Source organism: Bacteroides sp. AF39-11AC (assembly GCF_003474285.1).
GTDB lineage: Bacteria > Bacteroidota > Bacteroidia > Bacteroidales > Bacteroidaceae > Bacteroides.
The window spans coordinates 549115-569791 of sequence record NZ_QROH01000001.1; the positions used below are offsets into that span (position 1 = coordinate 549115).

Sequence of the window (20677 nt, forward strand, 5' to 3'; positions counted from 1 at the left end):
AAGTCAATAGGAAAACACCATGAAAACACTTAAAAAGATTGTATTTACAGGATTATTAGCTCTAATTGCCTGTGCCGGAGTGGCACAGGCTCAAGAGCTATATAAGGATGAGAAAGCACCGATGCATGAGCGCATCATGGATTTATTATCACGCTTGACGGTTGAAGAGAAAATCAGCCTGTTGCGTGCCACTTCTCCGGGAATTTCCCGTCTGGATATTCCTAAATATTACCACGGTAACGAAGCGCTTCACGGAGTGGTTCGTCCGGGACGCTTTACCGTTTTCCCGCAAGCTATCGGACTGGCGGCAACCTGGAATCCCGAGCTGCAATTGCAGGTAGCCACGGTTATTTCTGATGAGGCCCGTGCCCGTTGGAATGAACTGGACCAGGGACGGGAGCAAAAAAGCCAGTTTAGTGACTTGTTGACCTTCTGGTCTCCCACAGTGAATATGGCGCGTGACCCACGTTGGGGGCGTACGCCGGAAACTTACGGAGAAGACCCCTATTTAAGTGGTGTCATGGGGACTGCTTTTGTGAAAGGCCTGCAAGGCGATGATGACCGTTATCTGAAGATAGTGTCGACTCCCAAACATTTTGCAGCCAATAATGAAGAGCACAATCGTTTTGTATGTAATCCGCAGATTTCAGAGAAACAATTACGTGAATATTACCTTCCGGCTTTTGAAGCGTGTGTGAAGGATGGTAAATCGGCTTCCATCATGTCAGCATATAATGCGCTGAATGATGTGCCTTGTACCTTGAACGCCTGGTTATTGACGAAAGTACTGCGTAAGGACTGGGGATTCAAAGGATATGTGGTTTCCGATTGCGGTGGACCTTCCTTGTTAGTGAATGCGCATAAATATGTAAAGACTAAAGAGGCGGCCGCTGCTTTATCCATAAAAGCAGGTTTGGATCTGGAATGTGGAGATGATGTATATGACCAGCCTTTGCTGAGTGCATACCGTCAATATATGGTTACGGATGCGGACATCGACTCTGCGGCCTATCGCGTGTTGAGAGCACGCATGGAATTAGGATTGTTCGATAGTGGAGAACAGAATCCTTATACGAAAATATCTCCTGCTGTGATAGGATCGGCAAAACATCAGGAAGTGGCTTTGAATGCTGCACGTGAGTGTATCGTATTGCTCAAGAATCAAAAGAAAATGTTGCCGCTTAACGCCAGGAAGGTAAAATCTATAGCAGTGGTAGGCATCAATGCGGGTAGCAGTGAATTTGGAGATTATAGCGGATTGCCGGTAATCGCTCCGATCTCTGTATTGCAAGGTATTAAAGATAGGGTAGGCGATGATGTAAAAGTGGTATACGCCCCATGGAAGTCAGCTGTAGATGGAATGGAGCTTATACAGGGTGCCAGTTTCCCGGAAGGATTGAAGGCCGAGTATTTTGACAATACCAAGTTGCAGGGAACTCCGAAAGTGCGTAAAGAAGAATGGATCAACTTTGAGCCTGCCAATCAGGCACCGGATCCCTTTTTGCCTAAGTCTCCTTTGTCTGTCCGCTGGACCGGAAAATTGCGCCCTACGGTTACCGGACAATATACACTTAGTTTCACATCGGACGACGGTTGTCGCCTGAGCATTGACGGCAAGATGCTGATTGATGCCTGGCCGGGACATGCTGTCCGGACTGATACCGCTGCTATTTATCTGGAAGCAGGAAAAGATTATCAGTTGAAGGCTGAATATTATGATAATCGTGACTATGCTATTGCTAAACTGCAATGGCGCGTTCCACAGGTCGGGAAAATGACACGACTGGATTTGTACGGTGAAGCCGGAAAGGCAGTGCGTGAGTGTGAGACAGTGGTTGCCGTATTGGGCATTAATAAGTCAATAGAACGTGAAGGACAAGACAGATATGATATCCAGCTTCCGGCGGACCAACAGGAGTTCTTGCAGGAAATCTACAAGGTAAATCCGAATATCGTAGTTGTACTGGTGGCAGGTAGCTCGTTGGCTATCAACTGGATGGACGAACATATTCCGGCTATCGTGAATGCCTGGTATCCCGGTGAAAGCGGAGGTAAAGCTGTAGCGGAAGTCTTGTTCGGTGATTATAATCCGGGTGGCCGTCTGCCGTTGACCTATTACAGAAGTCTGGATGAACTCCCTCCGTTCGATGATTATGATATTACTAAAGGACGTACTTATAAATACTTCAAGGGGGATGTTCTGTATCCTTTCGGTTATGGTTTAAGTTATACCACATTCAAGTACTCCAACCTGCAAGTGGCAGATGGTGAAGCGGAGATTCATGTTTCCTTCCAACTGAAGAATGCGGGTAAGTATGCAGGTGACGAAGTTGCCCAAGTGTATGTGAAATTGCCTGAACGGGATGAAGCAATGCCTATCAAAGAATTGAAGGGTTTTGAACGTGTCACATTGAAGAGTGGTGAAAGCAGGAAGGTGACTTTGAAATTGCGGAAGGACCTGTTGCGTTACTGGGATGAGGCGAAAGGTAAGTTTGTATATCCTTCCGGTGATTATACAATCATGGTAGGTGCTTCTTCTGCTGACATTCGTTTACAGAAAGTGGTTCCGGTATTGCAGAAGGTCAAAGTGGTTTGTGTGGGTGCCAGCATTACTGCCGGAGCAACCACAGCCAACCCGGCTACGGATTCTTATCCGGCTCAGTTAGGTCGGTTGCTGGGAAATGACTATAAAGTAACTAATTATGGAGTAAGCAGTTGCACTATGCTTCGCCACGGTGATTTCCCTTATTGGAAAACGAAAGAATATCAGAAAGCACTGGAATCTAACCCGGATGTGGTATTTATAGATTTGGGTGGTAATGACAGTAAAGCGGTCAATCGTCCTTATATGCATGAGTTTGAGAAAGATTGCCGTGATATGATCGATGCTTTTGCACAGCTTCCTTCCAAGCCCCGCATCGTAGTTTTGACTCCTATCGTTTCTTTCGTGAAGGACTCAAATGGCATTTATGATGAGGTAATAATGAAAGATGTGACTCCTGCCACAATCAGTGCTGTGCAGAAGAAAAATGTAGAAGTAATTAATATGCATCCGATACTTGACAAGCATCCGGAGTTGATGAAAGATGGTATCCATCCTGATGCTGAAGGGTCAGGAATGATGGCTAAGGCCATGTATGATTATCTGATGTCTCACCCGGAAAAATAAATAAGTATGGAACGGAATGCCAAATTTCAGTGGATATTTTGTCTCTTATTGGGTTGTGCTACTTCATTAGTAGCACAGAATGTGGCAAATTGGGGACTGACTCATCCTCAGCCGAAAGAGACGTTACCGAAGTCGAAAGCGCAAATCATGATGTCCACCCCGAAAGCGCAAACACCGGTGGAAGCGGTGGTAGAGAAGGTTGGTGAGAATGATTTCCTGTTGAACTGGGGCTGGAAACTGACGGATGGCAAAAATGGATGGTATAATGCAACCATTCCGGGTACTGTATTGACTACTTTAGTGGATCAGGGTGTGTATCCCGATCCTTATTATGGACTGAATAATCTGGCAATCCCCGACACTCTTTGCAGGATGGATTGGTGGTATCGTTTGGAATTCAATTCACCTGTTCCTACAGAAGGTCGGGAAGCCTGGCTGGTTTTCAAAGGTATCAATTATCAAGCCGAGATATGGCTGAACGATGTATGCCTGGGTGCAATGAAAGGTGCTTTTATCCGGGGTGAATTTAATGCAACGGATCATTTGGTGGATGGCAAGAATACGTTGGTTGTTCGTATTCTTCCGCCGCCTAACCCGGGAATTCCTCATGAACAATCTCCATCCGCCGGAAACGGTATGAATGGCGGGCAATTATGTCTGGACGGGCCTACCTTTATTTCTTCAGAGGGATGGGACTGGGTGCCGGGTATCCGTGACCGGAATATAGGAATCTGGCAGGATGTACATTTACGTTTCACGAACGGTATTCGTCTGCATGATACGCAGGTAGTTACTCATCTGGCATTACCGGATACTACGGTCGCTGAAGTTACCGTACGTACGGAAGTGGAGAACCTGCAACCGATAGCCAGACGAGTATCCGTTGACCTGAATCTTGAAGGTAAAAAGGTGACTCAGGAAGTAAACCTTGCACCGAAGGAGCGGAAAACGGTTGTCTTTACTCCGGATGCTCACAAGGCATTGGAACTGAAGTCTCCCCGTTTGTGGTGGCCGAATAATTACGGCCGTCAGGAACTTTATACGATGGACGTGGTTGTAGCGGAACAAGGTGTACCCTCTGATTCTAAGAAAGTTCGTTTCGGCGTCCGTGAGCTTTCTTATGAATTGGAAGTCTGTTTTCCCGATGATTCTATCCGCCGGGTGGAATATCGCCCGACGGTTATGGGGCAGGGCGAACCTATCTTTGATAATATAAACCGCAAATATATAGAAGGCGGCATGTGTATGCCTCGTCTGAAAAAGAATGTTTCTTCTGATATTCTTGTGCCGGCACCCGATAAAGCCATGCAGCATTATATGGTGATAAAAGTCAACGGCAGGCGTATCTTCTGTAAAGGAGGAAATTGGGGAATGGATGATGCCATGAAGCGCGTTTCGCGTGAACATCTTGAACCTTATTTCCGGTTGCACAAGGAAGCGAACTTTAATATGATCCGTAACTGGACAGGCGAGAGTACGGAAGAGAGCTTCTATGAGTTGTGTGATGAATATGGTATGCTGGTTTTCAATGACTTCTGGTTGAGTACGCAAGGCTACAATATGCCGGTAAATGATGATAACCTATTCTTGCGGAATGCAGAAGATGTAGTGGTACGTTTCCGTAATCATCCTTCCATTGCTGTTTGGAATCCCCGGAATGAGGGGTTTGCACCTGTATATATCGAAGAACATCTGGCAAAGATGATTGCCGAGAAAGACGGTACCCGTTATTATAGTCCGAATTCTACCCATTGCAACCTGAGACCAAGCGGTCCATGGAACTATCATAAGAATCCCGTGGATTACTATCGCGACCGGGCACATGGGTTCAATACTGAACAAGGTTCAACTTCCATTCCTACGGAAGAATCCATCCTGGCTATGATGGATGTGAAAGATGCCTGGCCCATCAGTGATGTGTGGTATTATCATGACTTACATGGTGGCCAAAGGGAATTTATGGAGGCGATAGATCAGAAATATGGAAAACCAATGGACCTGAAAGACTTTAGCCGGAAAGCACAGATTGTCAATTATGACAGTCACCGTGCCATGATGGAAGCTTGGAACAGTAAAATGTGGAATAGCACAAGTGGGCTGTTGTTGTGGATGAGTCATCCTGCTTGGCCCAGCATGGTTTGGCAGATTTATTCCTGGGATTATGAAACTTTCGGTTCTTTCTATGGATGCCGTAAGGCGTGTGAGCCGATTCATATTCAAAAGAATCTGGATGATCAGAAAGTTGTTGTTGTAAATACTTCTTTAAAAGAAATAAAGGGGGCTAAAGTTATATATGAAGTTTATTCCCTTGGAGGTAAGTCATTGTTTAAGCGCACTTCCAGGCTGAATGTACTGGCTAATGGATTGACAGAATGCTTCGTACAAGATAAACCGGTTGCTGTATCCGGAGTATATATGGAACGCTTGATACTTCAGGATAAGCGTGGCAAGCTTATTTCGATCAATGATTATTGGCAAGATAACGGTGAGGGTAATTTCGAGGGATTCAATGCTTTGGAAGAAGCTTCCATAAACTGTAAACTGATCTGGCAAAAGGAGAATCGGATACAAATAGAATTACAGAACACCGGAGTAATGCCTGCCCTCGCTCTGAAACTCAATGTCCGTGAGGCGGATACAGATAAACGTATTTTGCCAGCTTATGCTTCCGACGGCTATTTTAATTTGTTACCGGGAGAGAAGAGAACGGTAACGGTGGAATATGTATCCCGGGGAAAAGTTGCGATTTCTGCTGAAGGGTATAATTTAAAGCGCAGCAGATTACTCACACTGAAATAAATAAGGTCATTATGTGGAACAAAAAGATACTATACTTCATATTAATCGGTATAGCATCGCTGGGAGTATGCGCCCAGTCGGCTGTACGTCAAGGATATTCCATTCATTTTCCTGATACTTATACGAAGTGGCAGGAAGCTCTGCTGGCAGGTAACGGTAAGATGGGTATCATGGTTTTTGGAAATCCTTTACATGAAACGGTGGTATTCAATGATCGCTCTTTCAACTTTCCACGGCAGAACCCACGTACGTTTGCGGAGGTTCCCCGTGATACGCTTGATTTGATAAAGAAATACTGCGCAACCGGGAAGTTTAAAGAAGCGAATGATTTGGCTGTCCGTACCTCGCATTGGCAAGACGGGGGAGAGGGTGGAAGACATCCGGGCTTTGCACTTAAAATAGATATGGATGCTTCCGGAGCGGTAAGAGATTATCGCCGTATTTGTAATTATGAAACCGGTGAAATTACTGTCCGGTGGAGTGATGAACGTGGAGCATGGAAGCGTCGGACGTTTGTTTCAAGAGAGGCCGATGTTGCAGTCTTCGAACTACAGGCACCTTCTGCTGGTAAACTGAATTGTGCCATCAGTTTGCAAATGCCCGCAGAGATGAATTTCCCGAAAGAACTGAAAACAAAATGTCTGCATACGAAAGATTATCTGAATATCCGTGTGAACTATGCCGCACCTATGGATACTATAGGCTATGAAGGAGGTATCCGCGTGAAACAGAAAGGGGGCTCTTCTTTTTTGCGTAACGATACCTTATACATAAAGGATGCCTCGGAAATCCTTTTGCTGTCCCGAACTCAAAAGTATCCGGAGAATTGCGAGGCTGAATGGAGTAAAGGATTTCTGAAAAAAGAGCTTGATGCGGTTCGTGCCAATTATAATGGATTATTGAAAGCTCATAAAGCTCTCCACACCTCTATCTATAACCGGGTGCGGATTGATTTGGGTGCGACTCCTCAGGAACGCTCACTATCTAACGAAGAACTGTTGGAGAAGCAAAAGAATACCGATCAGCCTGTACTGGCTTTATGGGAGCGTATCTTTGATGCCGGAAGGTATCATTTCCTATCTTCCGGAAACGAACTGACTCCTCCTGACTTGTTAGGAATCTGGACTGGCGACTGTAATGCCGGATGGGGCGGTTACTATCATTTGGATGCCAATCTGAATCTACAAGTCAGTGGTGGCAATACGGGGGCCATGCCTGAAGTGATGGAAGGTTATTTCCATCTGAATGAGGTGTGGCGGGAAGACTTTGAAACCAATGCTGCCAAACTATTGGGCTGTCGGGGTATGTTGGCCTGTGGAAACACGCCCGGACTTTCTTCAGGATTGATGGCCTCTATCAATGATTTCTATCCTTACCATTATGCAACGGGTGAAGAAGCCTGGTTACTTTATCCTTTCTGGGAACACTATTTGATAACGGAAGATCAAGAGTTCCTGAAAAATCGTTTGTTCCCTTTGCTGAAGTGTATGGGAGATTTCTATGAAGACTTCCTGAAGTACAAGGATGATGAAGGACACTACATTATTGCAGGATCTGTTTCACCGGAAAACCAACCGTCCAATTTGCGGGTATCTTTGCTTAATAATTCCGCTTTTGATCTTTCCGGAGCTCGCTTCCTGTTGTCTACTTTGGTTAAGGTATGCGATTTACTGGGAGAAGAGCAGGGCGTAAATGGTGGCAAAATCCGTTGGCAATGCTTATTGAATGAACTGCCTCCCTACCGGATTAATAAGGATGGAGCCATCAAAGAATGGGGATGGCCGGGACTTGAAGAGAGCTATAATCATCGTCATTCCAGTCACTTGATGATGGTATGGCCTTATCGGGAATTCTCGGAAGATAAGACACCGGAACTTTACAAGGCTGCTCACAGGGCATTGCAAATGCGAGATCAATATAATTATGAGAATGCCGGTCATGGTTATCTTCACGCTGCCTTGATTGCTGCCGGACTACATGATGCTTCTTCGTTAAGGAAGAAAATGATGACGCTTACTCAGAAGGATTTCTATTATAACAGTTTGTCTACCGCACATTATCCGAACCACGGGACTTTCTGTACTGATGTTTGTCATGCCGTGCCCGGTGTATTGATAGAAATGCTGGTTGGCTCCAATGAAGAAGGGCTTGAATTATTACCAGCTTTGGTGGAGGGTATCCGACAAGGCAGTATCAGTGGAATAAAGACTCGTTGCGGAGTTACCATTGAACATCTTTCGTGGGATCTTTCGCAGAATAAGGTGTCTGTAACCTTGTATTCAGCGAAAGACCGGAAAATAAGAATGAAAGCAGGTCAGTTGTATGATCGTACTATTCAGTTGAAGCAAGGGAAACCTTATAAAGCTACAATAGACTATCAATAGCAATGGTTGCTATTAATTACTAATATAAAACACATTACTTATGAAAAAGCATTTTTATCCTATTTTTGCATTATTCCTGGTGGGAGCTATGTTTTCTTGTCAGTCGCCTAAAAGCAATTCGGCGAAAGAAGAGGCAGCCGGAATTGACAGTATGGCTCCCAATCCATTTATCACGCACATGTACACAGCCGATCCTTCGGCACATGTATGGGCGGACGGACGTTTGTATGTATATGCTTCGCATGATATAGATCCTCCGCGTGGTTGCGATTTGATGGACCGTTATCATGTGTTCTCTACGGATGATATGGTAAATTGGAAAGATCATGGTGAAATTCTGAATTCGTCACAAGTGCCCTGGGGACGTAAAGAAGGTGGATTTATGTGGGCTCCCGACTGTGCTTACAAAGATGGTACGTACTATTTTTACTTCCCGCATCCCAGTGATACGAAGTGGAATGATAGTTGGAAGATAGGTGTCGCTACCAGCAAAGAACCGGCTGCTAACTTTACTGTGCAGGGATATATCGAAGGAATGGACCCGTTGATCGACCCTTGTGTATTTGTGGATGATGACGGTCAGGCTTATATCTATAACGGTGGCGGCCAGATCTGCAAAGGCGGTAAACTGAAAGACAATATGGTGGAACTGGATGGTGAAATGAAAGAAATGGAAGGCCTGGAAGACTTCCACGAAGCTACATGGATTCATAAATATAATGGAAAATACTACCTCTCTTATTCCGATAACCACGATGAAAACTGGAATGACGGCGTGAAAGGTGACAACCGTATGCGTTATGCTATCAGTGATAACCCGCTCGGCCCTTGGAAATCTATGGGTATCTATATGGAGCCTACCGACAGCTATACCAATCATGGCTCTATCGTAGAATATAAAGGGCAGTGGTTTGCATTCTACCACAATAGTGCTTTATCTAATCATGACTGGTTGCGCTCTATATGTGTAGATAAACTTTACTACAATGAAGACGGAACTATCCAAATGGTGAAACAAAGAAAATAAGATAGTTTATGAGGTTTATAAGTCTGATTTTACTCTTCCTGCTGAGTGGAACTGTTTCAGCGCAGAAAGTCGAGTGGTATGCTACCACTCAGACTTCTCCGTGGGTGAAACAGAAGGTAAAGCCGGAACGTGCAACTACCGCAGCAGAGATTGTGCTTGACCCGACTCAACGCTTACAATTGATTACGGGTATAGGTGGCTGCTTCAATGAAATGGGTTGGGATGCGCTGAATGCTTTGTCGGCTGAAGATCGTGAAACTGTTCTTCAAGCTATCTTTGGCAAAGATGGAGCTTGTTTCGACTATTGTCGTCTTCCGATGGGAGCCAATGACTTTGCCATGAGTTTTTACTCTTCGGCGGATGTTGCAGGAGACTTTAATCTGGTGAATTTTAATATCGACCGTGACAGGTATATTCTGATTCCTTATATCAAAGCTGCCCGCCAGATAAATCCTGACTTGCGCATTTGGGCTTCTCCTTGGTGTCCTCCGGCTTGGATGAAGACGAATAATCATTATGCTTCTGCGGTCCGTCCATCCGGAGAGAAAGACGTGAATGGATTGCTACCGCGTGAAGCTATAGCAGAATTCAGTACCGGTTTCCGGATGGAAGAGGGTTATCTGAAAACGTATGCCGATTACTTTGCACGTTTTATCAAAGCTTATGAAGCTGAAGGATTGCCGCTGGAATGTATTCATGTTCAGAATGAACCTTGTTCCAACCAGGTTTTTCCCAGTTGTAAATGGCGCACGGAAGATCTGACTTTCTTCCTGGGGCATTATCTGGGGCCGACTTTTGAGCGAGAGAACATCAAAACTGATATTTATTTTGGAACTATCAATACATCCAATCCGGATTATGTGCGCACTGCTTTGCGGGATGAACAGGCAGCTAAGTACATTAAGGGCGTTGGTTTCCAGTGGGATGGTAAGAAGGCTATCCCGACTATCCATCGTGAATATCCTAATCTGAACCTGATGCAAACCGAGACTGAATGTGGCAACGGAGCAAACTCATGGGATTATGCTGAATATACATGGAACCTGATGAAGCACTATTTCAATAATGGTATCAATTCCTATCACTATTGGAATATGATTCTTCCTACTCCGGGCATTAGTCCTTGGGGATGGAATCAGAATTCTATGGTATCCATTGACAAGAAGCAACAAAACGTGAAGTATAATCCGGAATTTTATCTGATGAAGCACTTAGGGCATTTTGTACAGACAGGTGCTTATAGGCTGGAAACACCGTCGGATAAGAATATGCTGGCTTTCGTTAATCCCGATGGTACGGTCAGTGTGATTGTTGCCAATGTGACCGATATGGAAGAAACGATGAGTCTTGAGATGGGGAAACAAAAAGTTACATTGACTTTGCCTCCTCATTCTTTCCATACGGTAAGTTGGAAGAAATAATCTTTTCATCCGGTATCCTGTAAGAGCTTGTTTAAATAATGCCGAGCAAAAATTAAACCGGCTCTTATATGTTGGAAAATATTTGGAAGCCGTTGGTAACATCTTGTTATTAACGGCTTGTATAATTAATGCTCATTATACAGAATTACATAAAGTATTAACTGAATAATCATATTTTAATCATGAAAAAAGTATTCCTTTTCATTCTGCTCTGTGGATGTTTCGCTCTATCGGGCACACTCAATGCTGCCGAAGGACAGCTAATGGCCGGAACGGCTAAAATCAACATTACTCCCAAGCAGAACATCCCGCTACACGACTCTGTGTATGCACGTGCACTTGTAATGGAGATAGGTAATATGCGGGTAGCGCAGGTATCTGTCGATCTGGTCAGTTTTCACAGCGATCGTGTGGCACAGGTTTGCAAAGAGAAATATGGCATCACGCAATTGCTGGTCTGTGCTTCGCATACTCACGAAGACCCCAACATGGCTGATGCCAGACCCCGTGAAAAGAAACCTAATAATACCCCGTTCTTCGAAGAGCGCATCATTAAGGTAGTAGGCGAAGCAATCGGCAATATGTTCCCCGCACGTATCTCAGCAGGCACACGTACGTTCCCGCAATTGGGGTTCAATCGCCTTATTATCCGTAAAGACGGTAAGGCTCGCGAATCGTGGATAGGCGATGAACACTACAATGTAGAAAACCCCGAACGGATACCTTTCGGTCCGGTTGACCCCGAAGTAGGAGTAATTAAGGTAGAAGATATGCAAGGCAATGCCCGTGCCATTGTTATGAGTTATGCCATGCATGCAGACCTTGGTTGTTTCAGCTATGAAATTTCGGCCGACTATCCCGGATATGCTTGTAGGAAGGTGGAAGAAGCGTTCGATAACAAAGCTATCTGCCTCTTTGTAGCCGGTGGTGGCGGTAATGTAGAAGGGCTGATGATTAGTCGGCGACGCTCAGGACCCGATGATCCTATCAAAACAGACTACAAGCCCATTCAGCGCACAGGAGAATTGCTCGGAATCGAAGTGATTAAACTTGCCAATGCACTACATGCCTCCAGTGATAACACTTCTTTCAAAATGCGTACAGACTCGTTGCAATTCTCTACTCGCGAGGACAAAAATCGTAAGGTAGATGTCCATATCGCTACATTCCTTATTAATGACTTTGCAATAGCCGTTTGCCCCGGTGAGATGTTCGTACAACTTCAATTGGAATGGAAGGAGAAAGCCAGACTGGCCGATGTGACTCCTCTCTTCTTTGGTTATACATATGTGAAAGGACGCTCACCCGGCTATGTGGCCGATGTGCGCTCGGCGGCATTGGGAGGCTTTGGTGCCGAAGGTGGCAACCGTATACAAGTAGGAGGTGGTGAAGCCATCATCAATAAGCATTTAGAAAACTTGTATATACTCAATGACCAACGTGCGAGCATACTTATTAAGTAAAATAGGCATAACGTAATAAAGAAAATGAATGAATGATTGATAAGGATAAGGTAAGATTTCGTCCGTGTAGGTTTTTATTATAAATTACCTGCAGAAAATGATCATGTGTGCGTATTGGGAAACTAAACTTTAGTACTTTTGCAGAGTAATTTTTTTGACTATGACGATTCATGCAAAAATCATTGGAATTGTTATAATTGATAATATATTTTCTCTATGCATAAGTAGTCATTGTGTGTACTACAGGTCTTCCCCCTGTCTATCCTTTGTGGATATCCCGAGCTTAACCTGATGCAAACTGAAATAAAATGTGGCAACAGGATAGACGGGTAAAGTTTTGGAAGAGCGACTTAAAATTAATATTGAGGAGTTAAGGAAGTTGAGGAATTTGGACACTTTTTGTGCTGATCTGGCAGAGAATAAGTCATTAAGCGAGGAAGCGTTCAGGATAGTGAAGCGCGTTCTGAAGAACCTCACCAAGCTTCAGTCGGACTATGAGGAAGAGGACGAAAAAAGAAAAAGAGAAAGGGAGAAAATTAAATATGGATTGTAAGAAGCAGGATAAACCATTAAAAGATGTAAATACGTAAAATGTACACTTTCGATTTTTATATCATTGGGTATGAGATGATTAAAAAATAAAAGTGTACAAAAACTCAAGGGCGATTTGTTTTATTATGTTTTCCTTTACAGTGGCAGCGACAATAGTGCCTGTTGCCTGATGCTGTAACATTGAAAAGATGAAGGATACAGATCAAAAACAAATCGTAGATTCGGAATTTCCCGGTTCCGTCTCTGAATTTCCGGGCGTGCGGAGTAAAACATCACGTACTATTACTATTCGGGAATTTGTAGATACGGTGCGTAGCGACGGCTATTGCCGGCAGGTACAGGAGTATCGCCGGTTGAAAGCTCTGCCGGGGCATGAAGCCGAAGCACAAGCCGTAAAGGACAGAATGCCTTGTATTGTACCCGCCGGCATTTGCCGGGGAGGGCATGCGGTACAGTGTTTGTCGGTGCATAGCGGACTGCTGTGCATTGACTTGGACCATACCGGCGAACGGACACAGGAGGTGTTGGAACTGACACGCTCTTTACCTTTTACTTGTATTTCGTTTATCAGTATTTCCGGCGAGGGAATCAAAGTACTGGTTCGGGTGCGGAAAGAGGATGTGCAGAAAGATTATGCACGCCTTTATGCTGCTGTGGGTAGTATGGTGAGTACCCATGTAGGACATCCTTACGATGAGAAATGCAAGATTCTGACTCAGCCTTGTTTTTACAGTTATGACCCGGAAGCATATTGGAATGCTGAGGCTGTGGCATTTGAAATGCCGGAGTGTCCGGCGTTACCGGATACCCCGGCAACTATTCCGCCGAAGGTTTCGGCAAACGGGCAGTCAAAGGCATTGCAGATTATCGATCCGGGTACTTCGTCTGTAGCATGCGGGTTTATTTCCCGTTTGCTCGACGAATTTGAACGGAACAATCCCTTTCGTCGCGGCAATCGTAACGACCTTGCACTGAAGTTGGGGCGTGTGGCAGGAGGTAAAGGTTTTTCTCTTGAAGAACTTGAAAAGTTGGTCTCCCTTTTCTCCGGACGTTATGCGTCGGGTGATTTCACGGCTGAAGATATTCGTCAACGCGTGTTGGCTGGTTATCAGTTCGTTGGGAAGTTGCAGGAAGAAAACAAACAGCCGGATAGGGGTCAAAAAGGGGTCAGGGTCACTTATAACCCCGGCTACAGCTCCAATGAGGAAGATGCTCCGGAAGTAGTGTTGGAAAAAAATGACGATTTGCGTGCCGAGGCACCTTATATTCCCGACGATGTCTTTACCCGTCTGCCCGATTTGCTGACACGCTGCTGCCGTTATACAAGCGACAAGCGTGAGCGTGACATGGCATTGCTGGGGTGCCTGAACAGTTGCAGCGCACTCTTTCCATACGTCCGTTTCTACTATAAGAAATCGTTGTATTCACCCCATTTCTATTTGGCCAGTGTGGCTCCTGCCGGTGCGGGTAAAGGTATTCTGGGATTTACTGCTGCTTTACTGGATCCCACGCAGGAGTATTACGACCAGATACGCCGCATGAACAAGAAAGCTTATGAACAAGCCTTGCTGGGATGGGATGCGGAACAGCAGCAGGCACGACGCGAGAAACGCCTGCCGGACATCAACCTGAAACCGGAAGAGCCGAAAGCACAGTACCTTAAAATATCGGCTACCACCAGCAAGAGCCGTCTTATCGAACATCTGGCAGCAGCCGGTGAAGTGGGATGCTGCATGACTACTACAGAAATCAATACGATGATTTCCTCGCTGGGGCAGGATTGTGGCAAATATGAGGATATTCTGTGTAAGGCCGCCCATCATGAGGAAGTCTCTTCATCGTACAAGATAGATGGCGATCCGATAGTGGTGCAGCATCCGCATCTGGCACTCAATATCGCCGGTACTCAAGAGCAGTTCCTCGTCTTTTTCCGTTCGCTCGAAGTGGGGCTTTTTTCCCGTTTCGCATTCTACACCCGGCAGCAAAACCCACAATGGGAATCGTGTGCTCCGGGTGATGAAGAGGTGGATCTTCGGCGTTACTTCCAGAGTTTGGGAAAGGAGTTGCTTGAGATGCACAAGGTACTTTTGGAGTCGCCTACGCTGGTCACTTTCAGTCTTTCACAGTGGCAGCTTCATACGGAGATGTTCAGCGAATTGCTGCGTCGTGCATTGGTGGAGGGGCGTGATTCTTCAGGCAGCCTCATCCGCCGTGCCGGATTGTTGGGTATGCGACTGGCCGCTGTACTCACCGTTTTCCGCAAGTGGGAAGATTACCGTTATGCCAAGGAATATGGGTGTACGGATGAAGATTTCCATACGGCAATGGATATCATTCGCACGCTGATTGAGCATAGCTTGCTGCTCAGCACTTCGCTTCCTGATACCACTCAGCCCCCTGTCAGTATGCACCGTTTTCATCGGTTGGATGAAATTTTGTCATCTCTATCCAGGAAATTTACCTATACGGAGTTTGTTCAAACAGTGGAGAATACCGGTATGTCCGAATCTACGGGTAAACGGCTTTTACGTAAAGCGTTGAAACTTCAATGTCTTGTAAAAGAGGAGAATGGCTATCGGAAGAAACGTAAAACGGGCTCCGGGCGGGGGTATAAGTGACCCTGACCCTAAATTGACCCCTGTACAAGCACCGGAAACGCTTTCCGAGGTCTTTCTGGTGTTCCGATTTTTCCTGAATAAAGCATGAATAATAGAAAACAGAAAAACAGTATGAATCTAAAAAAGTACACAAATACCGAAACGGTTTTTCCTGAAGAATCCGGTTCCGAGGCTCTCCGGTTTGAGGTCAGGGCATATCTGAAGTCCGACCTGGCACAACTTTATTTTCCCTGCCTTTCGTCCGAAGCGGCTTTGAGGAAGCTCCGCCGTTGGATAAACTTCAATCCGTCTCTGCATCGTGAGCTTTACAATGGCCCCGAGGGGAAGAATGACCAGCTCTTCAGCCGGCGTCAGGTAGCGATACTGGTGAAATATCTGGATGCGCCCTGAACGGGGTGACGCGTCATAGGTAATACATCCCGCACTTGGGCTGTCAACAAGCAATGTTGTGGCGTGGAACAAGCTATGTTTCATGCCACGGCATTGCTTGTTTTTCATTATATCATTGCTTTCTGATTGAACTTCAAACGGTCACTTTTTGTGCTTTTTGGTACAATAATGAGCTAAATGATAATTTATCGGGCTGAATTTTAAGCCTGAAAGGCTTGCATTATATAGCGTAGGGCATCGCCCTACGTAATATACATCCCCATTTTTGAGCCCTGAAAGGGCGAGATAAAGCGTGTATGCTTGATTGCGCCCTTTCAGGGCTTAAATAGAGATATACATAATCACGTAGGGCGTTGCCCTACGCTATGTAATCTCAGGCTTTCAGCCTTATAAAATCCGCGTTCGTCCGCCTTGTCCGCGTATCAATTTAGCTCATAACCCTACAAGAATGCACCAAACATGCCCGCTTGAAGTCTAGTTGTATGACAAAGTACGACAAAGTTCGTACAAGTACATACCGGTACATCCCGTTTCAACCATCCCTTTTTTCTCTGCTCCGTACCTTTGTGATGTCCTCAATGCGGGGACCCTGTGAGGAATTTCCCGGAGATAAGACGTCGCCTCTGCCATTTCTTCGCTCGATACCGATTCATACCGATTGATAAACGAAAATTATCAATCTTCAGAAAATCAATTATTATGTCAGTAACGTACAAAAAACAGTTTCGTAAGAACCCGTTCCTGAAGGACGGTTCGGGTAAGTACTATCCCCAACTTCTGGTTTGGGGCAAGTCGGCCACCCTGAACAGTATTGCTACCCAGATGAAAGAAAGCAGCTCGCTCACTTTGGGCGACATTCAGAGTGTACTCACCAATTTTGTGAAAGCCTTGCGCAGTGAACTCTACAACGGTCGTTCCGTCAATGTCGACGGTTTTGGTGTCTTCAGCCTTTCTGCTACTACCATAGGTTCGGCAGTCAAGAAGGATTGTCTGCCTGAGAAGATCAAGTCGGTCCGCATCAATTTCCGTGCTTCGAGTGCCATCCGTCCCAATCTGGACCCTGCTACCACCCGTGCGGAGGACCGCATCGACTTTGTCGACCTTGAAACGCAGCTTAAACGGCTGAATATGCAGGGGGCCGATGAAGAGGAAGGTGGCGGCAACCAGGGCGGTTCCGGAGACGGCGGCATAGAAGATGATCCGCTGGGATAGGGTCTAAAGCCGGAGGCTTTGAAAATTAAAAATTAGAAATTAAAAATTAAAGAATGAAAGGCGGTGCGATGCGGGAAACCGGATACGAAGCGGTGAGGGTGCATTGCGCGGCTTATAAATCATAAATTATAAATCATAAATCTTCACATGAGAACAATTGATCATATCATAATTCATTGTTCCGCTACCCGAGAGGATTGTAGTCTTACGGTAGAGGAGTTGGAAACGGTACATCGTCGTCGTGGGTTTCGCGGCATTGGCTATCATTATTACATCCGTCGTGACGGTACGGTGGCGAATACCCGCCCACTGGAGGTTGTGGGGGCACATTGTAAAGGACACAATGCCCATAGCATCGGGATATGCTATGAAGGCGGTCTGGATGCGAAAGGGCGTCCCAAGGATACACGCACGCCGGAGCAGCGCAGTGCCATGCATTTGCTGGTGGCACAATTACTGAAACGATTCAAAAACAATGTCTGCATTTGCGGACATCGTGACCTCAGTCCGGACCTGAATGGGGATGGGGTGATTGAGCCGGAGGAGTGGATAAAGGAATGTCCGTGCTTCGAGGTGAGGAAGGAGCTTTGAGAAATTATAAATTAAAAATTAAAGGCTGGTGGAAAGGAGGTGTGGAAAATAATGGCAATTAAAAAATCTGTATGGAGTATGATCTTTAAAGTGATCATCGCAGTAGTTTCGGCTGTGGCAGGAGTAGTGGGAGCAAATGCAATGAATGTGATGCATTAAGATAAAATGAGGGTGTGCCGGAAAATCTCTTTTGGCACATTCTTTCCACATTCACAAATCTTCTGTCTGAATTTACAAAATATCAATCAAACATTTTTAATAAGTAGAATTATATGAAAAAAAGAATATTAACCATTATCCTCGGCATACTGTGCACTGCGGGCATGCATGGGCAGTCGTCCGATGTCCCTTCTCTGCCCCAACTGACCACTCCGTCGCCCAAAGCAACGATGGTAGACCGCTTCGGATATTATCCGACTAACCTGTATACGGGGCTGGTGGATATTACAATTCCTATTCATACTATTGAGGTGAAAGGGATCAAGATTCCTATCGAGTTCAAGTATCACGCTTCGGGTTTGAAGTATGACGATCTTCCGATGGAGGTAGGATACGGCTGGACGCTGATGGCGGGAGGAACGGTGAGCTACAGTGCACGGGCGGCCAGTGCTTACCTGACCAAAGGTGAAAAAGGAGAACCTTTCATCAAGGAGGTGAAGGATATCGTAAAGAATGATAAAACAGGATCTTTGTATTCCGACCAACTGCAGCTGGACTACGTCATCAACGGCAGTAAGTCCGATTATACAATTCAAGGCAAATACCGTGACTCAGAGTATGATGTATATAATTTCTCTTTTCCGGAACATAGCGGGCAGTATTATCTGCTGGAAGACAATAAGGAGTTCACCGTTCCGGTATCGACTACTTATTTATACGGCTCCGGCTATACGCCTGTGGCACGTGATGAGCATGGTAACGAATACCAATTTGGTGTGCGCGACTCAGACGGGGACATTGCCAGGAACTTCACGTATTATCTGACTAAGGTTATTTCGGCGGATAAGGGGGATACCATTCACTTCTCTTATCAGGAGATAAATTGGGGGGCGACCGATAAATTGGTTCACCGTCCCGTTATAGAAGCCACCTATTCATTCAAGGATAATATGCAGGGTACTACTCAAAGCAGCATCGACGGCGTTACGGGAATTACTCGCAAGAGTTTCAACACACCTATCCTAAAGGAGATCAGCCATAAGGGGAATAGAGTGGAATTTCAGTATTCATCGACTGAAATACGTTCATTGGAACAGATTCGCATTTATCAGCAGGGAACTTTGGTGAAATCTGTCCGTCTAGCCAAGACTGACCATGCCTATCTGGATGCTGCGCGTTTCTATGGCAGTGACAACAAGGAGATATACTCTTATGGCTTTGAGTACAATGGCAAACGCCCGGAAGGATATATGTCTATTGACTATTGGGGATATTGCAACGGTCCCAGCGCCTCTTCTCCCCATGCCTTGTATGTGCCCAACTTTACACTTCCCAACAACCGTACGATTCCGGGATTGAACCGGTCGCTAAATGAGGCGTATATGCAGAAGGGGATGTTGACTAAAATAGTCTATCCCACCAAAGGATATACGACGTTCACTTATGAACCCCATCGTGGACAGAATGGTGTGCTCTACGGCGGATTGCGCATCAAAGAAATGAATGTCTACAATGAAAGCGGCAATCTACAGGAGAAGAAATGGTATAAATACGGACTGAATGAAAGCGGTAATGGAAGGGCGATACGTACAGTTGATCCCAATGATTATTGCTCTCAGTCTTATTTGCTGGAGGCATATTGGGCTCCGGGTTTTGAAGGTGCTATCACTTTACTGGGTGAACGGACACGCGTAGAAGCATACCATGCCTTTCCGCTTTCGGATTACTTCCAGCAGGGTAGCACGGTGGTCTATTCATGCGTGACGGAGTACATGGGCACACCTGCTGCTCCCGAAGGGAAAACCGAATATCGTTTCAGTGATTTTATGGACGAGTGGTATTATGGAACGATGCGCGGAAACCGGACTGAGATCCCAAAATGGTCGAACGCGTGGAAATGCGGAAAACTGGTAGGTAAGACGGTAACGGACAATAGTGGTAAAATAGTTTATTCCTTGAGTAATACTTATGAAGAAATCAACCGTCGAGATTACTTGAATCTGCGTGTATTGTCCTATTGCAATATTTATGGTCCGGCTTCCGGGATCAAGGAAATTTTCAGTACTCATACTGATTTTTCTACGGCTACAGAGGGTTCACTTTACGACTATTATAATTATTATATCACTAGCGGCGAGTATGTTGTCAAGGAGTCGAAGGAGTTCAATGATGGAGTGTATAAAACGGTCCGCTACAAGTATAATGAATTGGGACAGATCATTGAGGAGACTTTGGTGAATTCCGAAGGAAACGAACAGATTGTTCGCAAGAAATATACCTGTGATTTTTGGAAAGATGCCATGTCGGGTAGCATATACGATAAAATGTATTGGAAAAATATACATTCTCCGGCACTGGAAACATCTGTGTATAAGGGGGAGGCATTGGTCGGTAAGACAACCAATGAATACAAGGACTGGGGAGATTTTATTGCTCTGCAAAATGTGAAGCAACTTAATTATTACGAGCCTCGCATAAAATATCAAAGCTATGATAAATACGGTAATCCTACGGTTATTTCTAAGGATGGTGAATTTGAAGAGGTCTCCTATATCTGGGGCCATCAGGGGCAGCGAGTCATTGCCGAGATCCGGGGTGGTTCTTTCGATACATTGGGTCCCGTATTGACAGACAGAGTGACAAGTGCCGTTTCTCCTTCCTCGGCTGATATGGCTATCATAGAAGCACTTAGAAGCAACCCTTCACTTGAGGGTAGCCGGATAACGACTTATTATTATGATTCTGCTCTGAATCTGAAACAGCTCGTAATGCCCAATGGTACTAAGACCAGTTACGAATATGATTCTTTCGGACGCCTGGCGTGCGTGAAAGACCAGAACGGAAAGATTATAGAGAGTTATCAATACAATTACAAACAATAAATACGCAATG

12 protein-coding genes and 1 pseudogene are annotated in these 20677 nt (G+C 45.3%); all 13 read left to right on the plus strand.

Features of this window, described 5'->3' with window-relative positions:
- Positions 1–19: 19 nt before the first annotated feature.
- A pseudogene (locus DW036_RS01795) lies at positions 20–2566 on the plus strand (glycoside hydrolase family 3 C-terminal domain-containing protein); the annotation flags it as partial.
- Between the two features lie 30 nt (positions 2567–2596).
- Positions 2597–3169: a GDSL-type esterase/lipase family protein gene (locus DW036_RS25875; protein ID WP_233560243.1), complete on the plus strand. Its 573-nt coding sequence runs from the start codon at positions 2597–2599 to the stop codon at positions 3167–3169.
- Between the two features lie 6 nt (positions 3170–3175).
- The gene (locus DW036_RS01800; RefSeq protein WP_118460838.1) at positions 3176–5968 is read left to right on the plus strand and encodes a glycoside hydrolase family 2 TIM barrel-domain containing protein; all 2793 of its coding nucleotides are present in this window, start codon (positions 3176–3178) and stop codon (positions 5966–5968) included.
- A gap of 11 nt (positions 5969–5979) precedes the next feature.
- Positions 5980–8352, plus strand: a complete 2373-nt coding sequence (locus DW036_RS01805; protein WP_118460840.1) for a glycoside hydrolase N-terminal domain-containing protein — start codon at positions 5980–5982, stop codon at positions 8350–8352.
- Between the two features lie 40 nt (positions 8353–8392).
- Positions 8393–9379, plus strand: a complete 987-nt coding sequence (locus DW036_RS01810) for a family 43 glycosylhydrolase (RefSeq protein ID WP_022394292.1) — start codon at positions 8393–8395, stop codon at positions 9377–9379.
- A gap of 8 nt (positions 9380–9387) precedes the next feature.
- Positions 9388–10800: a glycoside hydrolase family 30 beta sandwich domain-containing protein gene (locus DW036_RS01815; protein WP_118460842.1), complete on the plus strand. Its 1413-nt coding sequence runs from the start codon at positions 9388–9390 to the stop codon at positions 10798–10800.
- A 182-nt stretch (positions 10801–10982) separates the two neighbouring features.
- On the plus strand, positions 10983–12263 hold the full coding sequence (locus DW036_RS01820) for a hypothetical protein (protein WP_118460844.1): 1281 nt from the start codon (positions 10983–10985) through the stop codon (positions 12261–12263).
- 740 nt (positions 12264–13003) lie between these two features.
- Positions 13004–15433 carry a DUF3987 domain-containing protein gene (locus DW036_RS01830; RefSeq protein WP_118460846.1) on the plus strand — a complete coding sequence of 810 codons (2430 nt, stop codon included), beginning with the start codon at positions 13004–13006 and terminating at the stop codon, positions 15431–15433.
- 111 nt (positions 15434–15544) lie between these two features.
- Positions 15545–15823, plus strand: coding sequence for a DUF4248 domain-containing protein (locus DW036_RS01835; protein WP_022394297.1), 279 nt, complete (start codon positions 15545–15547; stop codon positions 15821–15823).
- Positions 15824–16522: 699 nt separating this feature from the next.
- Positions 16523–17035, plus strand: coding sequence for an HU family DNA-binding protein (locus tag DW036_RS01840; RefSeq protein WP_118460848.1), 513 nt, complete (start codon positions 16523–16525; stop codon positions 17033–17035).
- Between the two features lie 147 nt (positions 17036–17182).
- Positions 17183–17626, plus strand: a complete 444-nt coding sequence (locus DW036_RS01845; protein ID WP_022394299.1) for an N-acetylmuramoyl-L-alanine amidase — start codon at positions 17183–17185, stop codon at positions 17624–17626.
- A 51-nt stretch (positions 17627–17677) separates the two neighbouring features.
- On the plus strand, positions 17678–17785 hold the full coding sequence (locus DW036_RS25460) for a smalltalk protein (RefSeq protein ID WP_369905645.1): 108 nt from the start codon (positions 17678–17680) through the stop codon (positions 17783–17785).
- A gap of 113 nt (positions 17786–17898) precedes the next feature.
- Positions 17899–20667 (plus strand): RHS repeat protein, encoded by a 2769-nt coding sequence (locus tag DW036_RS01850; protein WP_118460850.1) that lies wholly within the window; start codon positions 17899–17901, stop codon positions 20665–20667.
- Positions 20668–20677: the final 10 nt, after the last annotated feature.

Excerpts from the sequence above, each read along its gene's own strand:
- DW036_RS01850 (WP_118460850.1), top strand. The coding sequence starts at position 17,899 with ATGAAAAAAAGAATATTAACCATTATCCTCGGCATACTGTGCACTGCG.
- DW036_RS25460 (WP_369905645.1), top strand. The coding sequence starts at position 17,678 with ATGGCAATTAAAAAATCTGTATGGAGTATGATCTTTAAAGTGATCATC.
- DW036_RS01805 (WP_118460840.1), top strand. The coding sequence starts at position 5,980 with ATGTGGAACAAAAAGATACTATACTTCATATTAATCGGTATAGCATCG.
- DW036_RS01845 (WP_022394299.1), top strand. The coding sequence starts at position 17,183 with ATGAGAACAATTGATCATATCATAATTCATTGTTCCGCTACCCGAGAG.
- DW036_RS01835 (WP_022394297.1), top strand. The coding sequence starts at position 15,545 with ATGAATCTAAAAAAGTACACAAATACCGAAACGGTTTTTCCTGAAGAA.
- DW036_RS01815 (WP_118460842.1), top strand. The coding sequence starts at position 9,388 with ATGAGGTTTATAAGTCTGATTTTACTCTTCCTGCTGAGTGGAACTGTT.
- DW036_RS01800 (WP_118460838.1), top strand. The coding sequence starts at position 3,176 with ATGGAACGGAATGCCAAATTTCAGTGGATATTTTGTCTCTTATTGGGT.
- DW036_RS01840 (WP_118460848.1), top strand. The coding sequence starts at position 16,523 with ATGTCAGTAACGTACAAAAAACAGTTTCGTAAGAACCCGTTCCTGAAG.
- DW036_RS01810 (WP_022394292.1), top strand. The coding sequence starts at position 8,393 with ATGAAAAAGCATTTTTATCCTATTTTTGCATTATTCCTGGTGGGAGCT.
- DW036_RS01820 (WP_118460844.1), top strand. The coding sequence starts at position 10,983 with ATGAAAAAAGTATTCCTTTTCATTCTGCTCTGTGGATGTTTCGCTCTA.
- DW036_RS01830 (WP_118460846.1), top strand. The coding sequence starts at position 13,004 with ATGAAGGATACAGATCAAAAACAAATCGTAGATTCGGAATTTCCCGGT.